A 22,290-nucleotide genomic window follows, 5' to 3' on the forward strand; every position below is an offset into this window, starting at 1 on the left:
CTTATTATCCCAGTGTTAATGGACAAAAGCCCTACAATTTGTTGCATTTAAATGCACTCTATAATCTAGAAAATCATTTATATACTGATGTAGTACTTCAAGGAAAGCATGATGCAAATGAGCACTCTGCATTGCAAGAGATGGTAGATAGATCGCCTATTCCCAAAGCATTAGTAATTGCTGATAGAGGATACGAATCTTATCACAGTATGGCACATATCCAAGAAAAAGGTTGGTATTATCTCATAAGGATTAAGGATGGTACACGAGGAATTAAGAATGGATTAGACCTACCTGATGAAGAAGAATTTGATGTAAATATTGATTTAAAACTTACGCGTAAACAAACAAAGGAAATGAAGGAATTATTTTTGAAGGACAAGAATCACTACAAATTGATTGCACATTCACATCCGTTTGATTATCTCCCAACAAAGCTAAGGAAAAAGGATTCAGTAGCCTTTTATGAGCTTAAATTTAGAATCGTACGATTCAAGATTACTGAAGACACATATGAAACCGTAATTACTAACTTGGACGCTAAGGAATATACGCCAACAAATTTAAAAAAGTTATATGCAGCCAGATGGGGGATAGAAACTTCATTTAGAGATTTAAAATATACTATTGGAATGCTAGATTTTCATTCAAAAAAGGTGATGTGTATTCAGCAAGAAATATACGCACATCTGATAATGTATAACTTTGCGGAAATGATTACCTCGCACGTAGTCATTGAAAAAAAGCAAAGAAAATATACATACAAAGCGAACTTTACCGTTGCTGCTCATGTCTGCAGACTATTCTTGCGTGAAAAAACGACATCACCTAATTTAGAAACTATAATAGCTAGAAATATAATTCCAGTTAGACCTAATAGGCATCGTAAACGAATACTGACAGGAAAAGTATTTCATAGTTTCTTATATAGAGTAGCATAAATAATCAAAATAAAACATGATTAGTAGGTGGATTTTAGATCCGCCTGTTTGTTATGCCTAAAAAGGAAGAAACGGGGCTGTCGCACTAAGTAATTAGTGCTCAGCTCCCTTTTTATGCCCAAAACACAAAAACCAGGCTTCGAAAAGCCTGGTTTTTGCTGTAAAATATGTTTATGCGACTAAACCAAATCTTACAAGGAGATTATACAGTATCTTCCTTGTATCATCAAATCAAACTTCCGCTAGACATAGAAATATCTATTCCATCTGATGATCCGGTACGCCTGGTTAGTGCATTTGTGGAGGAGATGAATCTTTCTGATCTTTATGAGACTTATGACAGAATCAGAAAGAGTCAGGCCTCACCGCGTCAGATGCTTAAGATTGTTATCTATGCAGCAATGAACAGAATCTATTCCAGTCGTGATATTGAATCATCCTGCAAAAGAGATATCAATTTCATGTATCTTCTTGATGGTGCACCTGCACCTGATCATTCCACAGTAGCAAGATTTATTTCCATCCATCTCTCGCAGTGTGCAAAGTCAATAATGGCACAGGTAGGAACCATACTGCTTGATCTTGGTGAAATATCCGGAGAAAACATTTTTATTGACGGAACAAAGATTGAGTCCGTTGCTAATAAATATACTTTTGTATGGAAAAAAGCCGTGACCAAGAACATGGCTAAACTTGCAGAGAAAATCTGTATGTTCTGTGCGGAATGCGAAGAACTCTATGATTTTAAGGTTGTATATAAAGACCAGATATCACTTCGCACTTTGAAACGATTAAGAAAGAAGCTTTACAAGATCAAAAAAGATGAGGCTATCGAGTTTGTACATGGCATTGGTAAAAGGAAAACAATGCTTCAACGCTCAATCGAAAAACTTGAAGAATATACAGAAAAGCTTAAAGAATACACAAACAAGCTTTATAAATGTGGTAATCGAAATAGCTACTCTAAAACGGATATCGATGCGACTTTCATGAGAATGAAAGAAGACGCTATGCTTAATGGTCAGCTTAAGCCTGCATACAACCTGCAGCATGGTGTTGATGCAGAATATGTAACCTGGCTCGGCATTTACCCGAATCCAACAGATACTCTTACTCTGATACCTTTCCTAAAAGATATGGAAGAACATCTTCCCTTCAAATATAAAAACATAGTTGCTGATGCCGGTTATGAAAGTGAAGAGAATTATGTTTTCATTGAAAACAACGATCAGACCGGATATATAAAACCACAGAATTATGAACTGTCAAAAACAAGAAAGTTCAAAAAAGATATCAGTAAACGAGAAAACATGGACTATGATTCTGAAACTGACAGTTATACTTGCAAGAATGGAAAAAAGCTCTTAGCTGTATCCAAAAGAAAACAAAAGACAGCGACCGGTTACCAACGTGAAGTAACAATATATGAGTGTGAAAGTTGCCATGAATGCCCATTCAAGAAAGATTGCATAAAAGGCAATAACTGTAAAACTCCATTTGAAGATAGGAAAAAGGTTCTTTCTGTATCAAGAAAAATGGAAGAAAAACGTGCAGAATGTCTTGAACGAATAACTAGTGATTATGGAACACAGCTACGAATGAACCGTAGCATACAAGCAGAAGGTTCGTTTGCAAACGTGAAAGAAGATATGAATTTCAGACGATACCTTTATAAAGGAAGTGAGAATGTTCTGGCACAGAGTACACTTTTGGCAATAGCTTTTGACATCAACAAACTCCACCATAAGATTATGTCTGAGCGAACCGGAACACATCTATTTGAACTGAAAAAAGTGTCATAAATTTTGAATTTTAAAATAAAAAATTTGTATCAGCGTCGATAATTCAATCGGCTTATTAAAGTACGCCCAATGATAGAGTATATAAAAAATATATAGTAAAAAAGCCGTTTTTAAGGCATGAAAAGGGGCCTCGCCCAGATGATCAAATCATCTAGTGCGACAGCCCCGTTTCTCTCATCCAAAGCATTATCCCAATGTTAACTTAATGACATTGTCATTATTAAACGGCTGTCTTATTTTTTGTATTATATGAATCAGGCACATGTTTTACATAGCTTCTTTTCCAAAAAAAGCTTTAAGCTTTGAAATGTTACTCGCGCATATATCATAGTTTTCCATAACTGCCCCTTTTTCCAGATGAACCACTCTGTCGCAACAAGACAGTATCAGCTCCAAATCGTGAGTTACAACAAAAACTGTTTTGCCTAATTTCCGCAGCTTGATCAATTCGTCTGATACCTGTTTCATGTGAGAAAGATCAAGTCCGCTTGTTGGCTCATCGAATATCATGACCCCTTTTTCGGAGGCTAAACCGGAAGCGATAGCCACTCTTTGCTTCTCCCCTCCGGAAAGAGCCATAGGATGAATGTCAGCATATTCATACAAATCAAGCTGAGACAAAATATCAAGTGCTTTTTTTTCTTTTTCTTCCTCACTAAGAGAGGCGTCTGTTATGCTAAGCACCGCTTCATCTTTTACGCTTTCTGTAAATAACTGATGATTTACATCTTGCATAATCATATAGCAGTTATGCAACCTCTCTTTATTTTTCATAGTCTTCTTGCCATATCGCATTACGCCTTTGAACTTCTTTTCAAGGCCACAAATATTTCTTACGAGGGTGCTCTTTCCCGCGCCATTATGCCCAATGACTGCAATAACACTATTGGAAGGCACCTCTAATTTAGGTATGTCTATACCGTGTTCACCATCACTATATGAAAAGCAAAAATTCTCAAGAGTTATTGTTATATCTGATTGCTCTCTATGCTGGAAATCTGTCTGCAGATCGTCCAGCCTCAATGGTCTGATTCCAAGCTTTTCAGTCTCAGCACTGCTAATGGTAGAAATCCTTTCTTTATTCAGTTCATGGATAATTTCTCCATTTTGCATTATCAGCAATCTGTCAGCCAACTCTCTCAAGAAGAAAAGTCTATGCTCGGCAACAATAATCGTTTTGCCCTGAGCCTTCCAGTCCTGCAGAATTTCCTTTAGCCTTTCTATGGCATAAAAATCCAAATTAGAAGAGGGCTCATCAAGAACAACTATATCCGGTGATAGCACGTTAATCCCTGCACAAGCAATTATTTGCTTTTCGCCTCCGGAAAGCTCAAATATATTTCTGTTTAACAATCTTTCTATAGACATTGAAGATGCAGTTTCTCTTATTGAGCTTTTTATCTCCAACGGAACTCTCCTCTGATTTTCTGATGCAAAAGCAATCTCATCAGTGGTATTTACATTAAAGAACTGGGATCGTGGATTCTGAAATACACTGCCGACATTTTTTGCTATTTCATATATCGGCGTTTCAGAGATATCCTTGCCATCTAGTTCTACCGTTCCGTCCATAGTACCTTTGTAGTATTGGGGAATAAGTCCGTTTATCATTCTTGTTATTGTTGTCTTGCCGCATCCCGAACCACCGGTTAAAACAACAAACTCTCCATCTGCTATGGTAAGGTTTATATTGGAAACTCCACCTTTATCAACAGCATTGCCATCTGCATCAACTACATTGTACGAGTACGAAACATTTTTGAATTCTATCATCTTCTCACCTAATAAACTAAAAATAAAACAAACATCGTTATAGAGCCAATGATAGCCACTATGTCAATCGGTCCTATACCTATTTCGCAGATATGCGTGCGTTTTCCTCCTGCACTAAGACCTTTAGACAATGAAGCCGCTGATAATTCGTCTGCTATTCTGACCGTAGACATCATAAGTGGCACTAATATGTATTCAACATAAGTCAAAGGCTGCTTTAATGGGTGCCCCAACTCTCGCATCCTTTTCGCGTCATTTATTGATTTGTATTCTTCTGATAAAGTTGGAAAATAGCGAAACATAACTGATATAGGAATGCTTATGAATGAAGGACAATGCATGTGCTCCATAGCCGTTATAAATTCACTTACAGATGTGGATTTAACTGTGTACCACCCCATCATATAACCGGCAACAAATCTGGTAATCAAACCGCAAATCATCATGAGGATAATATTACACATCCCATGAGTATAGGGCGCCACTTGCTTTTCACAAAATAGTGCCGTTCCTAAAAGCAGTAAATATATGGTTGCCGCCTTGTATTGCCTTATACTTAGTAGCAACAAGCAAGGGATTGCCGCACAAATAATACGCAGCACCCCCTCTATCCCTACTGTGGTTCCGCCTATCATAATAATAGATATCGCCATAAGAAGGAGCAGTTTGCTTCGCGGATCCAACCTTATAAAAGCTTTGGACTTATCGCTACATACTCCAAATTCCATTACGCCATACCCGCCTTACGAAAATGCTTTTTAAGTACCTTAGCTCCCAAGAGTCCACCGATTGTACCACCAACAAGACACATAATAATCATTGCAAAGAATACCCATGTAGGAGTGTAACTCTTCATAGCTTCAACATATTCCTGTCCATATCCGTCAACAATGCTGGCAAAATAAGCTTCACGGAAACTAAAGAAAAATGCTATAACCATGCCAAGGAACCACAAGCTGAAAACAGCCGAACCTGCCACACAATGCTTAATGCTCTGATAGTTCCCCATCTTTAAAATAACTTCTGTTAAAAGACCTGCACCTATACAGAAAAGAAGGATTGGATAAGGATGTCCGATAACGAACATGATAATTCCAATTAATGTACCGGTGATAGTTATCATTCCAAAATGCTTAATTTTTGAAAAATAAAGCATAAGCGGAATTCCTGCCACAAGCGGGCAAAGAAGCGGCGTGAAAACCATAAGAATGGGAATAAAGCCAAAACAAGCTACCGCAAACATGACTACAAAGTAAAGAGCCGAAAATACTCCTACTGTAATAAGATCTTTGATTTCAAATTTTTTTTCCATACATTTTACTCCTCCTTCAGTTAGCAAAGGCTAACTATCGTTTTATATCACTTGCCAAGCTCCTTGTCAATAAAACTATGAGGATTATTTCCCTACTTGATAAAAAAAGCCATTTAGCGTTTAAACTTATAACAAAGTCTGCATGATAGCCACAGCGTAATACACAATAAAAATGAAATTAGTATACCCTCCGCATATGACCATATGAAGTCCCTTGGGGAGTTTCCTTGATAATGGCTTTAAAAGAAAAAGAACTCCGGGAGATATCAGTGCCATCCACTGCGGGAACACTGTCTTTCCTAAAGCTATCAGAACTATCAAAATCAGAAGTCCCAAGCCTTCACCTGCATACAATATAAGTGCAAGCTTCTGAAAATACTTCATGGCTATATCTAAACCGTCTCGATGCTCATCTGCTCCAAGAAGTCCAAGATAAGCACAGTGACTGTGATATGCACCTCCTGCAATAATACCGAAACAACTTAGCAAAAATGCCGCAAACGCAGCATTATGAAATGCCTCATCCGTAATCAGTACAATGTGATAAAAGCCTATACAATAAAGAAACGCCGCTACAGGCCCTATCAAGCCGCCAAGCATAACACGCTTTGGAGGAAGCTTTTTCATAATATCAATAATAGGATTTATTGTTCCGTCTTGCACATAATCATCCTTATCAAAGTATAAGGTCATGTCTCCACAGAACATAAGAAGCGCTCCTATAAGGCCTACTGTAATTACTGTTGTCATACCTGCTCCTTTTTATATTTATATTTTATGCAAAATACTTCTTCGCAAGCATCTGCAAATTCCCCTTATTCACATCAAGCATCTTCTCTGCATCCAGATCAAACATCCTTGTGCATGTGTGCGTAATAAACTCAAAGTCATGCGATACCAGAAAAATAATCGCTCCGCCGCCTGAAAGCTCTTTTATAAGTTCACTTACCCTTATCATAGAATCATAGTCAAGTCCGCTTGTCGGTTCATCAAAATAAAGCACTTCACTGTTTTTTATAAGAGATGCGCCGATAGTAACACGCTGTTTCTGCCCTCCCGAAAGAGCTGCCGGATGTTTATCTTTATATTCTGAAAGCGCAAGCTTATCAAGCGTACCTGAAACAAGGTCACTGTCAACATCTGATATTCCAAGCGTAAGCTATCGTTCATATCAGAATATACTGAATTCATGTATTTACTGTTATTAACCATTGATTTTTCCTCAAACTATATAACAGGTTACTTTTTATTTATCAAAAAGAACTCTTGAATTCTATTAAGTCCTACCACATCAAGCTCATACTGCTCTTTCAGTCCGCCGTTTTCTATATGAACTACTGCATCGCAACATGACAATATAAATTCATAATCATGCGTAACCACAAAAATATAAACATCATCATTACTTATGCTCTTTAGAAGCTCTGAGACCTTGATCATATGATAAAAATCAAGTCCGCTTGTGGGTTCATCAAAAAACAGATACCTCTTATTACTGTATCTGGCTGATGCTATGATAACTCGCTGCTTCTGCCCTCCCGACAGAGTCATTGGGTGTCTTTCCTCCAAGCCTGCAAGATCAAGCTCGGAAAGAAGATTTGAAAGAGCCCCGTCATCGATATCTCTTTTCCCCGTTGTGATCTCATCAAGGACTGAATCCATGAAAAGCTGATGATTAACTTCCTGCATTACGATGTAGCCGTTTTTAAGCCTTTTTCTTCTGCCCAATACATCGTTATTCTCCAAAACAAAGCCTTCTGTCTTCTTCATTACTCCGGAGAACGCGGAAAGGAATGTGGATTTTCCTGCTCCGTTATTACCGATAACAGCATATATTTTCCCCGTTTCAAATCTTGCATGGGCTATCTCAAGATACTTTTTCTTTCCGTAGAAGCCACTGAAATACGTAAGGAAACACTCACCTTCATTATTTCTTTTGTGTCCTCCTGTATAATTCATTTCTGAAAGCTCAAGCATACGTATTCCGGTCTTTTCATGCTCTTCGTAAGACATCTTATCAAGATTGGAAACACTGTACTCACGTATTATCCGCCCATCTTCCAGGTACAATGCCCTGTCAAGAATATCTCGCAGATAATAAATCCTATGTTCAGCGATTATAATGGTCTTTCCCTTCTCTTTAAGAAGCTTAAGGATCTTGCGCACCTTCTCAATTGCTGTGAAATCCAGGTTAGCAGAGGGTTCATCCAAAAGATATACATCTGGATTCATTGCGTATACGGATGCAAAAGCAATGATCTGCTTTTCACCTCCAGATAGTTCGAAGATGCTCCTATCCATGAGATATTCAATCTCAAGTTCTTTTGCAGTCTCAGCCACTCTTCTTAGGATTTCTTCTCTCGCAACGCCCATATTCTCCAGGCCGAATGCAATCTCACTTGTGGTATTAACAGTATAGAACTGAGTCCTCGGATTCTGGAATACAGTTCCGAATTTCCTTGCGATCTTGTATAGCGGCATGTTGATCAGTTCTTCGCCGTTACAGCTTACGGAACCTCCCAATTCTCCTTCATGAAAATTCGGTATCATCCCATTAAAAAGGCGAATGATCGAACTTTTTCCGCATCCGCTCTTTCCGCAAAAAAGCACGCACTCTCCCGGAGCAATCTTGAGATTTATATCATTTAAAGAACCGATATCCGATCCACTGTATTTAAAATTTACATTCTTTATCTCTATCATTTCAGATGATACCCATTCCTTTAAGTATGAAAGCAGCTATTGTGATGCTTACAAATAGTGCAAGAAACAAATAGTCAATATATGACATTTTGATTTCTACCAATGAAGTGTGTTCTCCCGGCGCATCCAAGCCTCTGCAAAGCGCTGCCGCCGACAATTCTTCGCTGACGTTTACAGCAGAAAAGATTAGCGGAACAAATACATGCTCCACAGAAAAGCTTATACCTCTGATTTTCATTGCTGCTCTTATGGATTCCCATTCCTCTTTTATTGTCGGAAAATACCTAAATACAACAGATAACGGAATAATAACCGTCAAAGGAAGCTTTATCTTCCACATGGTCGCCACAAAATCGGAAACCGCCGTCGTATCCAATATCCACTTACCCAGAATCAAGCAGGGCATAAAACGTCTCAGTGCATATACAATGAAATTAATGATGGTAAAATAAAACCCGGTAAAGCATCCGCTAAGAAAGCGGTCTATAAATAACATCAACAAGAATGCAATCAAATATATGACTGCATTCTTGTACCTTTTATCAACCAACAATATGAATATGCAAAACAAGAAAAGCGCCAACTCCAAAAAGAGTGAACGACTGAGTAAAAGAAGCATGTTCACTCCCAAAAGGAGTATAAACTTGGTTCTGGGATCAAATCTGATCCCGTTTTTCATATTAAGCTATACCTGCCTTCTTAAAGTGCTTGGCAAACATCTTGTTTCCAATCTGAATTCCGATAAAGCCGCAGATTACCGTAGCAACAATTATCGCAATAAGAACCCAGCCGGGAGTGATTGCTCTGAGTTTATCCACGAAGTCCTGACTCATTCCTCTGTCGAGCGTACTCTTGAAGTATTCTTCACGCATAACCCAGATAGGAAGAAATCCTCCCAAGAGGTTCAGTGAAAAAACAAAATAACTGATCATATTTGATGACGCGCTCTTAAACTCGCCCATCCCCGCAATGATTTCGGCAAAAACTCCCGCAATGATTCCTGTCAGAACTACGATCCATATATTGCCCATCATGAGAAGGAACAAACATGGAAGCATAGCTGCGATAAAGATAGGCCCATGCATAGGTGCTTTCGTGATAAGCATCTGATAAACAGGTGATGCAAACAATGCAATCAATGGAAGCATACAAAGATATAAAGGCGGAATAGGCATGCATATCGTTCCGACTATCACAAACACAACAAAGTAAAGAGCAATGAATACTCCCGCTGATACCAGGTTTCTTGATTTTTTAACGTTTTCCTTGTTACTACTCATTTTCTTTTTCCTCCAACATTAAGCAATCTGCCACTTTTTACTATCTTCCTGCAAGTTATAAAGCTTTGCATAAAGGCCGTTCTTATTCATAAGCTCATCATGTGTGCCCTGTTCCTCGACGGTTCCGTTATTTAGAACAAGGATATTGTCAACATCCTCTATAGTACTGAGCTTGTGTGCTATGACAATAACCGTCTTATTCTCTGTCATTCTTGTTATAGCTTCCTGTACCTGAATCTCATTTTCAGGATCAAGAGAAGCTGTAGCTTCATCAAGAAGTATGATCGGTGCATCCTTAAGTATTGCTCTGGCGATAGAAATCCTCTGACGCTCACCTCCGGAAAGAGTGCTGCCATTTTCTCCAAGAACCGTGTTGTAACCATCCGGCATCCTGTTAATGAATTCATCGCACTGAGCCGCCTTGGCTGCTGCCATTACCATCTCATCCGTGGCGTCCATATTTCCAATCCTGATATTGTTCATGACCGTATCGTTAAACAGTGTCACATCCTGGAATACAATGGAGAACATACTCATAAGGCTTTCGGGTTCAACCGAAGATACGTCAATTCCTCCAATAGTAATCTTTCCGGAATCGACATCCCAGAATCTGGTCATTAGTTTGGCCATGGTACTCTTTCCGCTTCCGGAAGGTCCCACAAGAGCTGTAACCTTGTTCATGGGAATAACTGCGTTCATACCGTTTATTACCTTTTCATCTTCGTAGCCGAATGATACATTCTCAAATCTTATCTCGCAGTTATCAGTACTTATCTCATCTCCTTCCATCACCTTTATGGATAAAAGATTCTTGATACGTTTGGTGGATATAAGTGTATGCTCCAGCATAGGAAGCAGAGTAAGTATAGAAAGAATAGGTCCGTAAACTCTGCAAACAACCGCAAGCGAAAGAAGCAAAGGAAGAAGCCTGATATCACCTTTTGTGAACAGCATTGTTCCTACATAAACCGCTATTCCTGTTCCTGCCTGAAGCACAAACTGTGCAACAGAAATAATAACTCCCGTCTTCATCTCAAGTGCAATCGATGAATCCTTGAGATCTCTGAGTGCTTTTTCCAGTTCAACGGACTTGGTACCACCGAGATTACATGCCTTTATCACCTTGATTCCTTCGAGATATTCCTGGATTTTCTCAGAAGCTTTCAATTTGTCTTCGAGCTGCCTTTTGGATACTTTTCTCTGAAGCTTCTTACTTCCAAGTATTATAAGGAATGAAAGAGGAAGCGTGCAGAAAATAGAAAGAGCCATTCTCCAGTCAAAGAAAAGGATGCAAATACAAACTATCGTCGCTGAGATAATATCCGCAATAAGTGGCGGAACAATGTGGCTCAAGGTATGCTCTATGCTCGCGCAATCCCCCATCATATTTGTGGTTATTTCCGCAAGAGATTTGGAATTAAACACACTCATGGGAAACTTTCTTACCGTCTCCGCAATCTTGATACGGCTGTCTTTTGCCGCCGTATAGCACGATACATATGTCTTTCTGTAATCATTTTTGGATGCAAAGAACAAGAGCACCGCAAGCACAATACCGACGCCCAACATGATCCACATGAATGAAAAAGAAATCTCTTTTCCCTCAAGAGGATTGATAAGCTGCGTAAAGAGATTTACAACCACCACAACAGAGAGAAGTGTCACGAGATTTGTGATGGTTACGGCTATGATTCCCGATTTAAGATTTTGGGTAGCGTCATCGGATAATTGAAATAATTCTTTTAATGTCTTCATCATTAACCCCTTCCCTTCAGTTTCCATACATTGGCAGTTGTATAGTTCTTCCACAATTCCTCGAAGCGTCCTTTTGCATTCAAAAGATCTTCAAACTTACCCTGTTCGGCAATCTTACCCTCTTCCATAACGATGATGTTATCTGCATCCTTAATGGTAGAAAGTCTATGCGCAATCATGATTACTGTCTTATTCTTCATCAGCTCACTAAGTGCCTGCTGAATAAGATACTCATTTTCGGCATCGGAAAAAGAAGTTGCTTCATCAAGAATAAGTACCGGTGAATTCTTGACAATGGCTCTGGCTATAGCTATTCTCTGAATCTGGCCGCCGGACAGATTCACTCCCGCACTTCCGTATATGGTGTCATACCCTGATGGAAGCTTTTCTATAAACTCATCACATCTTGCCGCTTTGGCTGCAGCCTTGACTTCATCTATAGATGCATCTTTTCTTCCCATTCTGATATTTTTAAGAATGGATACTCCAAACAGGAAATTGTCCTGGAAAACAAAGCTCACTTCATTCATAAGCTCTTTTATTTCCATATCTCTTATGTCAACTCCGCCAATCTTTACAGCGCCTTCATTGACATCATAGAAACGGGGTATCAAAGAAGCTATTGTACTCTTTCCGCCTCCGGAAGAACCCACGATAGCTGTCGTCTTTCCTTCCGCAGCTTTAAAGCTTACGGTATCAAGCGCCTTTACTTCGCCGTCATAAGAAAAACTTACATTTTCAAATTCAATATCGTGGCCAGATGGTACAAGATTCTTTCCGTTTTCAGGTATCACTTTTTCTCTTAAGATATTGTCCATATGATCTACACTTCCCGCGATATTGGAAGCATTGGCCATGGCATATATGATCTTCATAAGAATATTTCCGATGGCGGGAACAAATATCAGATAGAAAATAAATGTGGCAACATAACCTCTGTAATCCGACGTGCGGCTTCCTATAAATACTCCGACAGGGATAAGAACTAGGTACATAGATGCAAACATCGTTGTAAGCATGGCAGTCATGTTCTCCTGACTGAGCGAATACGGAATGACCGTAGCCATGTATCTCTTAATGGAATCATTTAGACGGTTAAAGGAAAAAGCTGTCTGCTTAAATGCTTTGACTACCGATATACCTCTTATATACTCAGTCGCAGCATTTCCCATATCTTCAAGGGCAACCTGATAGTTGTCCATAAGTTTTTTGACAGTATCACCACCGGATGTCATACCATAGCCCACAAAGGCAAGGATGATACCCACAAAGGAGGCAATACCAAAACGCCAATCCACCACAAAGATCACTACCAGCATCAGGAACGGCGCCGTCATGGCGGATACCATATTGGTAAGATCATGAGCTATAAAGCCTTCGATACTCTCAATGTTGTTATCCATGATCTCACGAAGCTTACCGCTTCCTGTGTTATAAAAGAATCCCAGGGGCAGCTTGGTAATATGATTAACAAAGTCGATCTTAAGCTGGTACAAAGTTCCATATGCGGCTATATGTGCAAATGCAACAGATAAGGTATAAAAGATAAGATTGATAAGCACACACGCAACTGCTGAAACAGCATATAAACTCATCTTGCCGGCATTCAGATTGCCTATTTCGGGATATACCAGAATAATCTCTTTTATTACCAGGTAAATAGCAACATATGGAATAAATGAAGCAACGGTCGATAACACGGACATGATTATTGCCGCTATCATCACACCCTTCTTCATCATTGCAAGTTCCATTAAACGTGACATACCTTTTTTATCGTTCTCCATTTTTACCCTCTTTTCGCCTCCACAAGCTTTGCTATGTTGATTGGCTTCTCAAAATCCTCAAGATTCAGCTCATCAAGCTCAATATTGATTGAGAAAATCTTTTCCAGTTTTTCCAGAATCATAACCACTTCGTATGAATCCATGTAACCTGAAGCTATAAGTGATGTATCTTCTTTAAGATCAACATCCTCAAGCTCCACTACATTTTCTTTCAGCAGTTTAAAAACCTCTTCAAGCATTGGTATAACCTCCCATTATGTCTTCATATTTTAGTCCAAGCTTATCAAGTGAATCCCGTACAGCCGATTCATAGATCGGACTTTCGGAAATTTCCAGCGCTCTTTCTCTTGTCATTTCACCGGCCCTTACCAGTTCGCTGAGCTCAACCTCATGCTGGGCATAGCCGAAGTCTTTTTCTACCATGTACTGTGCAACATGATTAAAAAGACAGTTCGAAGAATTGATAGGCCAGCTCATTGCAGACCTCTTAAACTTAAGCTCGGTAGTCAGTATTCTTAGGATCTCATCCTCGTTCCATTCGATGTATTTAAACGGCGAGATCTGAGCTATTGTCGGAAAGTGCTTTCTAAAGTATCCTGTCTGATTCTTATAAAGCTCCAACACATAGTCATATTTGGGATGATCTTTTAAGACATCAACCGTATTTTTGTCAGATTCCTCATATATCCAAAACAGTTCCGACTTCTGGATATACTGCTGCCCTTTTGTATATCCGCCCAAGATAAGATTGACACCGTATCTTTTGGCTATGTCATGTATTTTCAGATCGAGCAGCGCGTGACACAATCTGCAATAATAGATTCTTTTCCCCGACTGAAGAAACAGCCTGAATATATCCTTTATGTCAAACATTTTAAAAATGATACTGTCTATCCCAAGAATATCCGTTGCATTGGCAAGATTCTCGGGCATTTCTTTCAAAGCAAAGCCGCTGTCTATCATAACAGCAAGTGGATTTAGTCCAAGTATCTTCTTGGCTATATACAGCGTCATGATACTGTCTTTACCACCCGAAACGCTGCAGACACAGTCATACTGCCCGCCTGTCTTGAATCTATCAACCTTCTTTTGCAGTATTGAAAGCTTTTTTTGAGGATCAAGCTTATCAAAGGTATCCTCAGATTTTTCTACTGTCCCAACACCGCGCTCCTTACATATGTTACATATGCCATCATCTCCGATTTCTATAAATCCCGGGGTTTCCGGCATGACACAGCATTTGCATTTCCTTCTCTTTGGTCTTATAACTATTCTTTCCGTTTCCATTTCAACCTTCTTTATAAATCCACATATTTAGATATTTCATCGAAAGTTGATGCATCCCACTTTGAAATATCAAGTCCCTTTTGTGATAACAATGCATAAGCAAGTCTCTCGATACCGAAGGCAAAGCACGCTGTATAACAGAGCTCATCGTTCTCATTCTTTATAGCGTATGGCTTTGAAAAATGTGTTCTGTGGAAATTGATGGAACCGCACGAAATATATGTATCATGTCCCGGAATATTCCATTTAAACTCTCTCTTCGAATCGCCGATAACCTGGAAGAACTGGAGCTTCTTGTAATTGGATGCAAAGAAAGAATCATTGGCAGTATCAAGTTTGGTATTGGCCTTAAACACCTTCTGCCAATAGCTCCAAAGCTCTTTGGCTTTTTCTATAAGTTCCTTGCACTGATCCGGAGTTCCGACGAACACGTACTCTTTCATGAAAAACTCATTGAGTCTTGATAACTCAAAAGTATTCTTACCTTCATTCCTAAAGCACGTTCCGGATACGAGGAATTTCTCGGGATTGTCTTTGCTTATGGTTTTACCCTCAAGCATTTCATAAACCGGAACACAGGCTGCATGGCGCAGCACAAGAGAAGGCGCTTTCATCTCTTCAAGAATGGATTCATCATTAAGTCCGTTCTTCGAAAAACGCTCAAGTATCTCAAGGTCGTTTTTCATTGAAGTTCCGAACATGATGTAATGAGGGAAGTTCTCAAAGTATCCGCCCTTCTCATATCTTTTGATTGGGTGCAGGACAGGAAACTTATACTCTCTTATCCCGTCAAAAGTTTCTTTTCCGTACGCTTCAATCTTGTTGTTAAAGTACTGAAATACCTTTAGGAAAAGATTGCTGTAGGAATAAACTCCGGGAGAAACCTCTACCACATCACCGTCTTCACACAGCTTTTCATAGATGTTCTCCTTATTTACGGGAACTTCATCAGTGTGATCTTCAAGTGTTGTAATGGGCACTTCCTTCCCTGATATCGAACCGGATTCGATCATCTTATAAAGAGACTCAACCTTCTCCTCAATGAATTCTTTGTCTGCCTCGTTTATATCAAGTATGATATCTTCACCGTTTCTCTTAACGTCCTGTATCTTTGGAGATACGTAGCTCAGCATGTCTACAAAGAATTGCTCGTTTTCTTTTCCGACTCTTTTTTCATCAAATCTGATAACCATGTTTTTCCTCCTTTAAACACCCTCAAGCAGTCTTTCCCAGTGGTCTATCCAAGGAAGTGACAGAACCTGAAAATCAGACAGTCCTATAAGTTTACTGAATTCATGGAGATTGCTTTCATTTCCTCCCATTTCAGTAAAACTCATGTCATCTGTAATCTTCTCGTTGCCAAAAAACTCCCTGCATATTGTAAGAAGGCTCTTTGAATGGTTTTCTATTTCATTTATTTTTTCTTTTATGATAGGAATCCAATCAGCAATTGCGGGACTTCCCAAAATATCATAGATATCAATCTCAACATGAAACTTGTGATAAAGCTTGGAGATAAGCTGCATTGCACTTACGGAATCTCCTCCGAGATAATAGAAATTATCCTCGATGGAAGCTGCTCCGATTCCCAATATTTCTTTTAAGAACGTCAGAACCGCTCCCTCTAGAGAAGAATCGTCATCAGCTACTTTGTTTTCCGCAAACTTGTATTTCTTTAAAAGCTTTCTGTCTGCCTTCCCATTGTGATTAAGAGGTATCTTATCCAGCTTAACCATATGTGAAGGAAGCATATATGAAACAAGCTTTTCTTCCAGCTGCTTGCGTACATAATCCTCAGTCGCAGTTCCCTCATAAAAAAGAGAAATCCTCTTATTACTGTCATTAAGGACGCAGCAGTTGAGTGATACTCCATCTATCTCATTTGCTTTTCTTTCAATTCCGCCAAGCTCTATTCTTTTCCCGTTGATCTTGACCTGATTGTCCTCACGGCCAAGGAACTTAATGCTTCCGTCCTCAAGTCGGACACCTTTATCCCCCGATCTGAACATCTTCCTGTCATCAACCGTAAGATAGTGCTCTGCGTTTTCATCATCAGCTTTGGCATAACCTTCGGTAACGCCTATTCCTTCAACATACATTGTTCCGGGAATTCCCACCGGACATTCGCGTTCATATTTATCAAAAATATGGTAACCGGTATTAGCAAGTGGCTTTCCGTATGGAATAAAACCACCTGTCAGATCCATATCCGTCACCTTATGATATATATTCCATATGGTCGTCTCCGTAGGCCCGCCTACGCTGAATACCAAAGCATCCTCGGAATAGCCTTTTATGTTTTGGACCGTATTACATCTAACCCAGTCTCCGCCAAGAACAACTCTCTTTAAGAATCCGATATTGTAAAGTAGTTCTTTGTTATCAACAAGAAGGAGCATCTCTATTATTGCGGGAACACTGTTCCAGAAATTAACTCCATAACGTCCTATCAGTTCAAGCAGATACTTAGGGTCTTTGACCATGGAATCCTCGGGAATGACCACGCTTCCGCCAAGATGCAGAACTCCCAGATAGTCGTACAAAGCCATATCGTGGCAAAAATTGGTAACGGCAATAGCCCTAAGACTTTTCCCGTCTGTTATTTCAAATCTATTGGGAGAATCCACAATGCAGTTTACAAGTCCCTTTTCCTTTATAAGAACGCTCTTCGGTCTTCCTGTTGTTCCGGAAGTGTTTATGATTATGGCAATATCATCCTTGTAGCAGGATTCGGAACAGCTGGGTTCCATGCATAAGCTGTCTCTTTTTAATTCATCAAAAGAAACAACGGCACAACCTAAATCTTTTACATTTTCGCAAAGAGCCTCGGATGCTATGATGAGCTTTATGTCCGATTTTTCAATGCACCAGCTTATATCTTCCAATGGAAGTGTTGTTTCAAGCGGCATGTATGTTACTTTTGCATACACGGCTGCAAGCGCTGTAATGATCTGTTCAGGGCTCTTTTCCATAAAGATTGCGATTCTGTCTGTACCCTGTTTTTTCCTTGCGGATAGAACATTTGCAAGCCTTGTTACTTCGCTGTCCAGTTCCTTGTAGGTATAAGTGACATTATCGGCTATGATTGCTGTCGCACCGGGGTTTTTATCTATTCCCTTTTTAATTGCCTCCGATAATGACAGCCCTTCATACACATTCAATTCATCAGTTGAATTTGCTGATTGAATTGCCTCTTCGTCAGCACTGTAAAGCGGTATGTATGCCTCTGTCAGCTTTAGCTTTTCACAGGCAATATCATCCAATAGTTCAACATAATGCTTTATGATTTTTGAACCGATACGGACATTTACCTCTCCGGGACGAATAACAAATATGAGTTCCGTCCCCTCTTCTGAATCCATCAGAAGCATTTCCGCATCAGCTGTTCCCGTTTCAACTTTGGAACCTTTACGTTCAAAAAGTGTTGAATTGACTTCAGCTTCGGATACAAGCGTGAACGTCCACTTAAGACTCATCTGTATTTGGAGATTGGCCTGCAATATGCGAAGTGCATCAACACCACTTGATTCACCAAGGTCAAATATCTGCCACAGATAATCCTGGACATAGGATGCGGTATCCAGTAACGTATCGCCTTCCCCTATATTTGCGATCATCGGAATGAAATCCGTCAGCATACCTATAGTGTTCTCTATTCCGTCATGCTCATAATCACGTATGGATCTTGGCGTAGATATGGCAAAACTCTTTTGATCCGTATATCTGTCAAGCACTCTTAAATAAAGCGAAAGAAGCAGCGAATAAAAAGAAATATGATTATCCCCCGCAAGCTTATTAAGCCTGTCTGTTGTTTCTTTCGGAAGATACTCACGAAGCGTTATGATATCTGAAGTACCTTCCTCTTCTTCACAGGATGGTCTGTACCCTTCAGGCTTACTCAACGCTTTTTCATTCCAAAAGACTTTTGCCGCCTCTTCATTGGAGGTGAGCCTTTCAACATAATCCTTGGCAAAATCAGAGAAATCATATTCGGGAGAAATATCTTTTCCCTCATACAGGTCAATCAGATCGCGGATCATTATCTCCTGACTCTCGCCGTCAATCCCTATACCGTCGGTAAGAGTCAGGATTGTTGCGGAACCATCCTGATATAACACGGCAACAACCTTTTCCAAAATACGATTGGCTGAAAGCGCATTGTTAAAGAGTTCATCCTTTATGCTTTCAAGCTCCGCTCCGGCTTCTACATATCTCCGATCCGGCTCAATATAATCCGGCTTGATGTCCTCTCCGAAATCGATTATCTGAAAGCCCTCATGGATATCAGTCTTGGCAAGCAACATAGGATGAGCGGTGCAAAGCTTTTTAAGCGCTTTCTCAAAAACCTCTTTATCAAACTTCCTGCAGTAGATCTCATACATTTCTTTATCCTGAGATGCACCTTCACCGTTTGTTCTTGCTACCGAATATGCTTTTTGTATAGGAAGAAATTCGACCCTGTGTTCCATTGTCTATTCTCCTAGCCTATCTGTTCGCATATGTATTCGCTTATGGCATTTACAGATCCAAGGGAATACAAGGTTCTGAAATCCATCTTTATGCCGAACTGTTTTTTCAATTCGATCTGCAGCTTCATAACGTCAATGGATTTTGCTCCAAGCTCGGTAAAATGCATCTCTTCAGATGGTTTTTCAAGCTTGAATATCTTTTCAAACAATCCTAAAACCGTGTTTTTAGTTTCCATCTTCCAAACTCTCCTTTATAAGATCAATATATCTGTCAAACCATTCCTTTATCTTCTTTACTCCCTCAAGTTCCTTGGGATAAACAAAGCTGATAAGAATGCCGTCAAGCATATTAAAAAGCTGAACATCAAGACATACATTTGGCGTCTGCGATATCATAAATGTCATCTTTCCGATGCTGTTTATAAAATCATCATTAAGGAATACTCCGTTCTGATTGTAGGAATAGACGACAGGCACGATACCGTCAGCCTTCTTATAGGCCCTGTCTTCCTGTGAAAGCTTTGTTTCTATCCTCTTTTGAAGCTCATCAAGTCTAAGATTCTCTTTCTCGACATTCATCCAAAAAATCTTAGTATTGTCGCTCACCGGATCTTCACTTAACAAAGACTTTTTGAAATACGGCACATTCACACAAAGCTTTTGATCTGCACATGTCTTGGACAAAAGAAAAAGCATTCCGGAAAAAAGATCTCCCTCTTTTTCTTTAAACATTTCTCCAAGTTTCTCTACTTCTTTGGTAGTGAGCTTATGGTCAAAGGAATCATAATTGCATCCGCTTAGTTCTCCGGCGTTTTGACCATATGAACTGCTCCCGCATTCTTCCACGATTTCCTGCTTCCTGACTGTAACTTCACAGCTTCGGGACGCAAATTCTTCAAGAGTAAAACTATGACCTTGATATCTTGTTCCGAGCTCATTCAAAAGTTCCTGAATCCCGTTAACGTCACACACCGCAAGGTCAATATCAAAGCAAAAGCGATGTTTGTTTCCGGGTAAAAGAAACAGCTCTCCACCTACACCCTGTCCTCTTGAAAGTTCCATCTTTCGGTGGGAAAGGTTTTTACGACAATCTTTTAATGACGTATCAATTGAAGATTTATCCTCTTTTGAAAGATCAAAGATAAACAGTCTCTTGGGAAGCTTCTCATCGGAAAGATAAGCCTTGCCGTCTTCTTTTATCTTGGCACTGGTCATAAAATGGCTCTTTAAAGTTGCTTTCCAAGCCTTCTTGAAAGTATCAACATCAAGTTCCTCGCCTTCAAACTCAAAGTACGCATGGCAAGCAACGCCTCCCAGATTACTCTTCATCTTTCGGCCTACCAGATATGATCTTTGCAATTCGGAAATATTGATGCTTTTAATCTCATTCATCTGAAATCATTTCCCTTAATCTGTTTTTATCTGTTTTTCCAACAGGGGTCAGCGGAAGATCCATAACTCTGATTATCCGGTCGGGAATACAACAATCCTCTATCTGTTTTTCTCTAAAAAGCTTGGATACCTCCGAAGTTGTATACTCATCATCGCCCTCGTAGAAAACGCATATCGCCTCTCCCAAAAGTTCATCCTTTATTCCGAGTGCCGCGCAGTTCTTGACACCGCAAAGGTCGGCAAAAAACTTCTCCACCTCTGAGGGCATTATCTTTTCTCCGGCTCTGTTTATCATCTCTTTGGATCTTCCGGTTACGATAATATTCCCCGTCTTATCCTTGATCCCTTTATCTCCGGGTCTGTAATAACCATCCTTAAAGCTGCTTTGGGCGGATTTAGATGCTCTGTAGTATTCATGTATGGTGTAAGGTCCCTTTACTACAATCTCGCCTTCGGTTCCGTCAGGAACAGGGTTGAAATCTTCATCCACTATCTTGAATTCATCCTCCCCGGCACATGGCTTTCCTTGTGTGTTAAATCTCACATAGTCATCGGCTTTGGTATCGGTGAGAAATGTCATTCCCTCAGACATTCCGTAAACTTGGATCAGTATTCCTCCGAGAATCTCTTCACACTTCTTTGCCATCTCGGAAGTGAACATCGCTCCACCCACGAGAATGTATTTGATCGATGAAAGATCATAACTTTCATCAATCTCGCGATATTGTATGCATAGGCTAACAACAGAGGGCACAAAACTCATCATTGTTACCTTGTGAGTTTCTATCATGTCAAATATTTCCAACGGACTTGGATACTCGCACATCACGTTGAGCCCTCCGCAGTAAACCGTACCTATCATTCCGGGCGTTCCGAATGCAAAATTGTGTGCCGCCGGTATTGCTGTAAGATTCACCGTAGACTCATCCATCTTGCAATGCCCGGCAGTGCAGATCGCATTGTAGCAATACTCACCGTTATATCTTGGTATGAGCTTGGGAATACCGGTTGTTCCTCCGGATAAGGAAAGAAAAGCGAGATTCCTTGGTGATACAGGTTCTGTATCTGCTCTTTCTACATTCTCTTTTTCAATAATCTCTTCAAGTTCCGAAACTGTCAGAATATGTTTGATAAAGCTATATTTATCCTTTAGCTTTATCGCTGCCTTTCTGTAATCCGTTCCGTAGAAATCTTCCATTGTGATATATGCAACAGGCTCAGCTCTTTGGCATATTGCATCCACCACATGTTCTTTATGAGCAGGGAGTATGAGTATCGGAACCGCCCCGATCTTAAAAAGTGAAAAGATCACTATCTCAAACATGGCCGAATTGGCTATCTGAACGATCACTCTATCTTTTTTCCTGAATCCGAGATAGTACAGATAATCCGAAAGCTTACATACCTTTTCCAATAACTGCTCATATGTATATTCATGATTTGAATCGACTACCGCAAGTCTCTCTCCGTGCTTTTTTACTGTATCTTCCAACAACCCAAATAAAGTCTTTTCTTCCCACGGTTTCATTCTCAGCTTGCCCTTTCTTCGAGCTTTTTACATATAAGATCTGTCAGTATATTCACCGATACAGGCTCCATAAGATTAAGCTCATCCGCAAGAAGAACATCGAATTTTTCCTGACATGTCAAAAATGCCTGAACGATAACAATACTGTCCGCACCAAGATCCTCATAGAAAAGATCGTCATCGTTTATTACAAGATCATTTTTGTTCATCATATCTTTAAGTGTTTTTTTGATAGTATCTTTAATTTCCTGTCTGTCCATT

20 protein-coding genes are annotated in these 22,290 nt (G+C 39.7%); 2 read left to right on the forward strand and 18 right to left on the reverse strand.

Annotated elements, in window-relative coordinates; genetic code table 11:
* The coding region (locus tag T356_RS0108110; protein ID WP_026514066.1) for an IS4 family transposase at positions 1-941 on the forward strand (941 nt) is incomplete at its 5' end.
* 173 nt (positions 942-1,114) lie between these two features.
* The gene (locus tag T356_RS0108115; RefSeq protein ID WP_026514067.1) at positions 1,115-2,743 is read left to right on the forward strand and encodes an IS1182 family transposase; all 1,629 of its coding nucleotides are present in this window, start codon (positions 1,115-1,117) and stop codon (positions 2,741-2,743) included.
* 267 nt (positions 2,744-3,010) lie between these two features.
* Here T356_RS0108115 and T356_RS0108120 read toward each other — a convergent pair whose 3' ends face one another.
* The 18 genes from T356_RS0108120 to T356_RS0108205 all read right to left on the reverse strand — a co-directional run bounded on the left by T356_RS0108120 (position 3,011) and on the right by T356_RS0108205 (position 22,289).
* Positions 3,011-4,516: an ABC transporter ATP-binding protein gene (locus T356_RS0108120; RefSeq protein ID WP_026514068.1), complete on the reverse strand. Its 1,506-nt coding sequence runs from the start codon at positions 4,514-4,516 to the stop codon at positions 3,011-3,013.
* 8 nt (positions 4,517-4,524) lie between these two features.
* Positions 4,525-5,244, reverse strand: coding sequence for an energy-coupling factor transporter transmembrane component T (locus T356_RS0108125; protein WP_026514069.1), 720 nt, complete (start codon positions 5,242-5,244; stop codon positions 4,525-4,527).
* Positions 5,244-5,828, reverse strand: a complete 585-nt coding sequence (locus tag T356_RS0108130) for an MptD family putative ECF transporter S component (RefSeq protein WP_026514070.1) — start codon at positions 5,826-5,828, stop codon at positions 5,244-5,246. The genes T356_RS0108125 and T356_RS0108130 overlap by 1 nt, the downstream gene beginning before the upstream one ends.
* Positions 5,829-5,954: 126 nt before the next feature.
* Positions 5,955-6,578, reverse strand: coding sequence for a DUF6796 family protein (locus tag T356_RS0108135; RefSeq protein ID WP_026514071.1), 624 nt, complete (start codon positions 6,576-6,578; stop codon positions 5,955-5,957).
* A gap of 25 nt (positions 6,579-6,603) precedes the next feature.
* Complete coding sequence (locus tag T356_RS21620; RefSeq protein WP_081777784.1) at positions 6,604-6,975, reverse strand: ATP-binding cassette domain-containing protein; 372 nt, start codon at positions 6,973-6,975, stop codon at positions 6,604-6,606.
* Between the two features lie 92 nt (positions 6,976-7,067).
* The gene (locus T356_RS0108145) at positions 7,068-8,531 is read right to left on the reverse strand and encodes an energy-coupling factor ABC transporter ATP-binding protein (RefSeq protein ID WP_026514073.1); all 1,464 of its coding nucleotides are present in this window, start codon (positions 8,529-8,531) and stop codon (positions 7,068-7,070) included.
* A 1-nt stretch (position 8,532) separates the two neighbouring features.
* The gene (locus T356_RS0108150; RefSeq protein ID WP_026514074.1) at positions 8,533-9,210 is read right to left on the reverse strand and encodes an energy-coupling factor transporter transmembrane component T; all 678 of its coding nucleotides are present in this window, start codon (positions 9,208-9,210) and stop codon (positions 8,533-8,535) included.
* A gap of 1 nt (position 9,211) precedes the next feature.
* A complete protein-coding gene (locus T356_RS0108155; RefSeq protein WP_026514075.1) occupies positions 9,212-9,811 on the reverse strand; it encodes an MptD family putative ECF transporter S component in 600 nt (199 codons plus the stop codon).
* Positions 9,812-9,829: 18 nt separating this feature from the next.
* Positions 9,830-11,566 (reverse strand): ABC transporter ATP-binding protein, encoded by a 1,737-nt coding sequence (locus tag T356_RS0108160; RefSeq protein ID WP_026514076.1) that lies wholly within the window; start codon positions 11,564-11,566, stop codon positions 9,830-9,832.
* 2 nt (positions 11,567-11,568) lie between these two features.
* The gene (locus T356_RS0108165; RefSeq protein ID WP_026514077.1) at positions 11,569-13,353 is read right to left on the reverse strand and encodes an ABC transporter ATP-binding protein; all 1,785 of its coding nucleotides are present in this window, start codon (positions 13,351-13,353) and stop codon (positions 11,569-11,571) included.
* Positions 13,354-13,355: 2 nt separating this feature from the next.
* The gene (locus T356_RS0108170) at positions 13,356-13,592 is read right to left on the reverse strand and encodes a phosphopantetheine-binding protein (RefSeq protein ID WP_026514078.1); all 237 of its coding nucleotides are present in this window, start codon (positions 13,590-13,592) and stop codon (positions 13,356-13,358) included.
* Positions 13,585-14,640 carry an FAD synthetase gene (locus T356_RS0108175; protein WP_051563276.1) on the reverse strand — a complete coding sequence of 352 codons (1,056 nt, stop codon included), beginning with the start codon at positions 14,638-14,640 and terminating at the stop codon, positions 13,585-13,587. The genes T356_RS0108170 and T356_RS0108175 overlap by 8 nt, the downstream gene beginning before the upstream one ends.
* Positions 14,641-14,651: 11 nt before the next feature.
* Positions 14,652-15,833 (reverse strand): aminoacyl--tRNA ligase-related protein, encoded by a 1,182-nt coding sequence (locus T356_RS0108180; protein ID WP_026514080.1) that lies wholly within the window; start codon positions 15,831-15,833, stop codon positions 14,652-14,654.
* Positions 15,834-15,845: 12 nt separating this feature from the next.
* Positions 15,846-19,109, reverse strand: coding sequence for a non-ribosomal peptide synthetase (locus T356_RS0108185; RefSeq protein WP_026514081.1), 3,264 nt, complete (start codon positions 19,107-19,109; stop codon positions 15,846-15,848).
* An 11-nt stretch (positions 19,110-19,120) separates the two neighbouring features.
* Positions 19,121-19,345 (reverse strand): acyl carrier protein, encoded by a 225-nt coding sequence (locus T356_RS0108190; protein ID WP_026514082.1) that lies wholly within the window; start codon positions 19,343-19,345, stop codon positions 19,121-19,123.
* On the reverse strand, positions 19,335-20,501 hold the full coding sequence (locus T356_RS0108195) for a hypothetical protein (RefSeq protein ID WP_026514083.1): 1,167 nt from the start codon (positions 20,499-20,501) through the stop codon (positions 19,335-19,337). The genes T356_RS0108190 and T356_RS0108195 overlap by 11 nt, the downstream gene beginning before the upstream one ends.
* Positions 20,494-22,029: an AMP-binding protein gene (locus T356_RS18835; protein WP_051563277.1), complete on the reverse strand. Its 1,536-nt coding sequence runs from the start codon at positions 22,027-22,029 to the stop codon at positions 20,494-20,496. Before T356_RS18835 ends, T356_RS0108195 begins: the two co-directional genes overlap by 8 nt.
* 2 nt (positions 22,030-22,031) lie before the next feature.
* Positions 22,032-22,289: an acyl carrier protein gene (locus T356_RS0108205; protein ID WP_026514084.1), complete on the reverse strand. Its 258-nt coding sequence runs from the start codon at positions 22,287-22,289 to the stop codon at positions 22,032-22,034.
* Position 22,290: the final 1 nt, after the last annotated feature.

This window comes from Butyrivibrio sp. LB2008, assembly GCF_000621565.1.
Classification (GTDB): domain Bacteria; phylum Bacillota; class Clostridia; order Lachnospirales; family Lachnospiraceae; genus Butyrivibrio.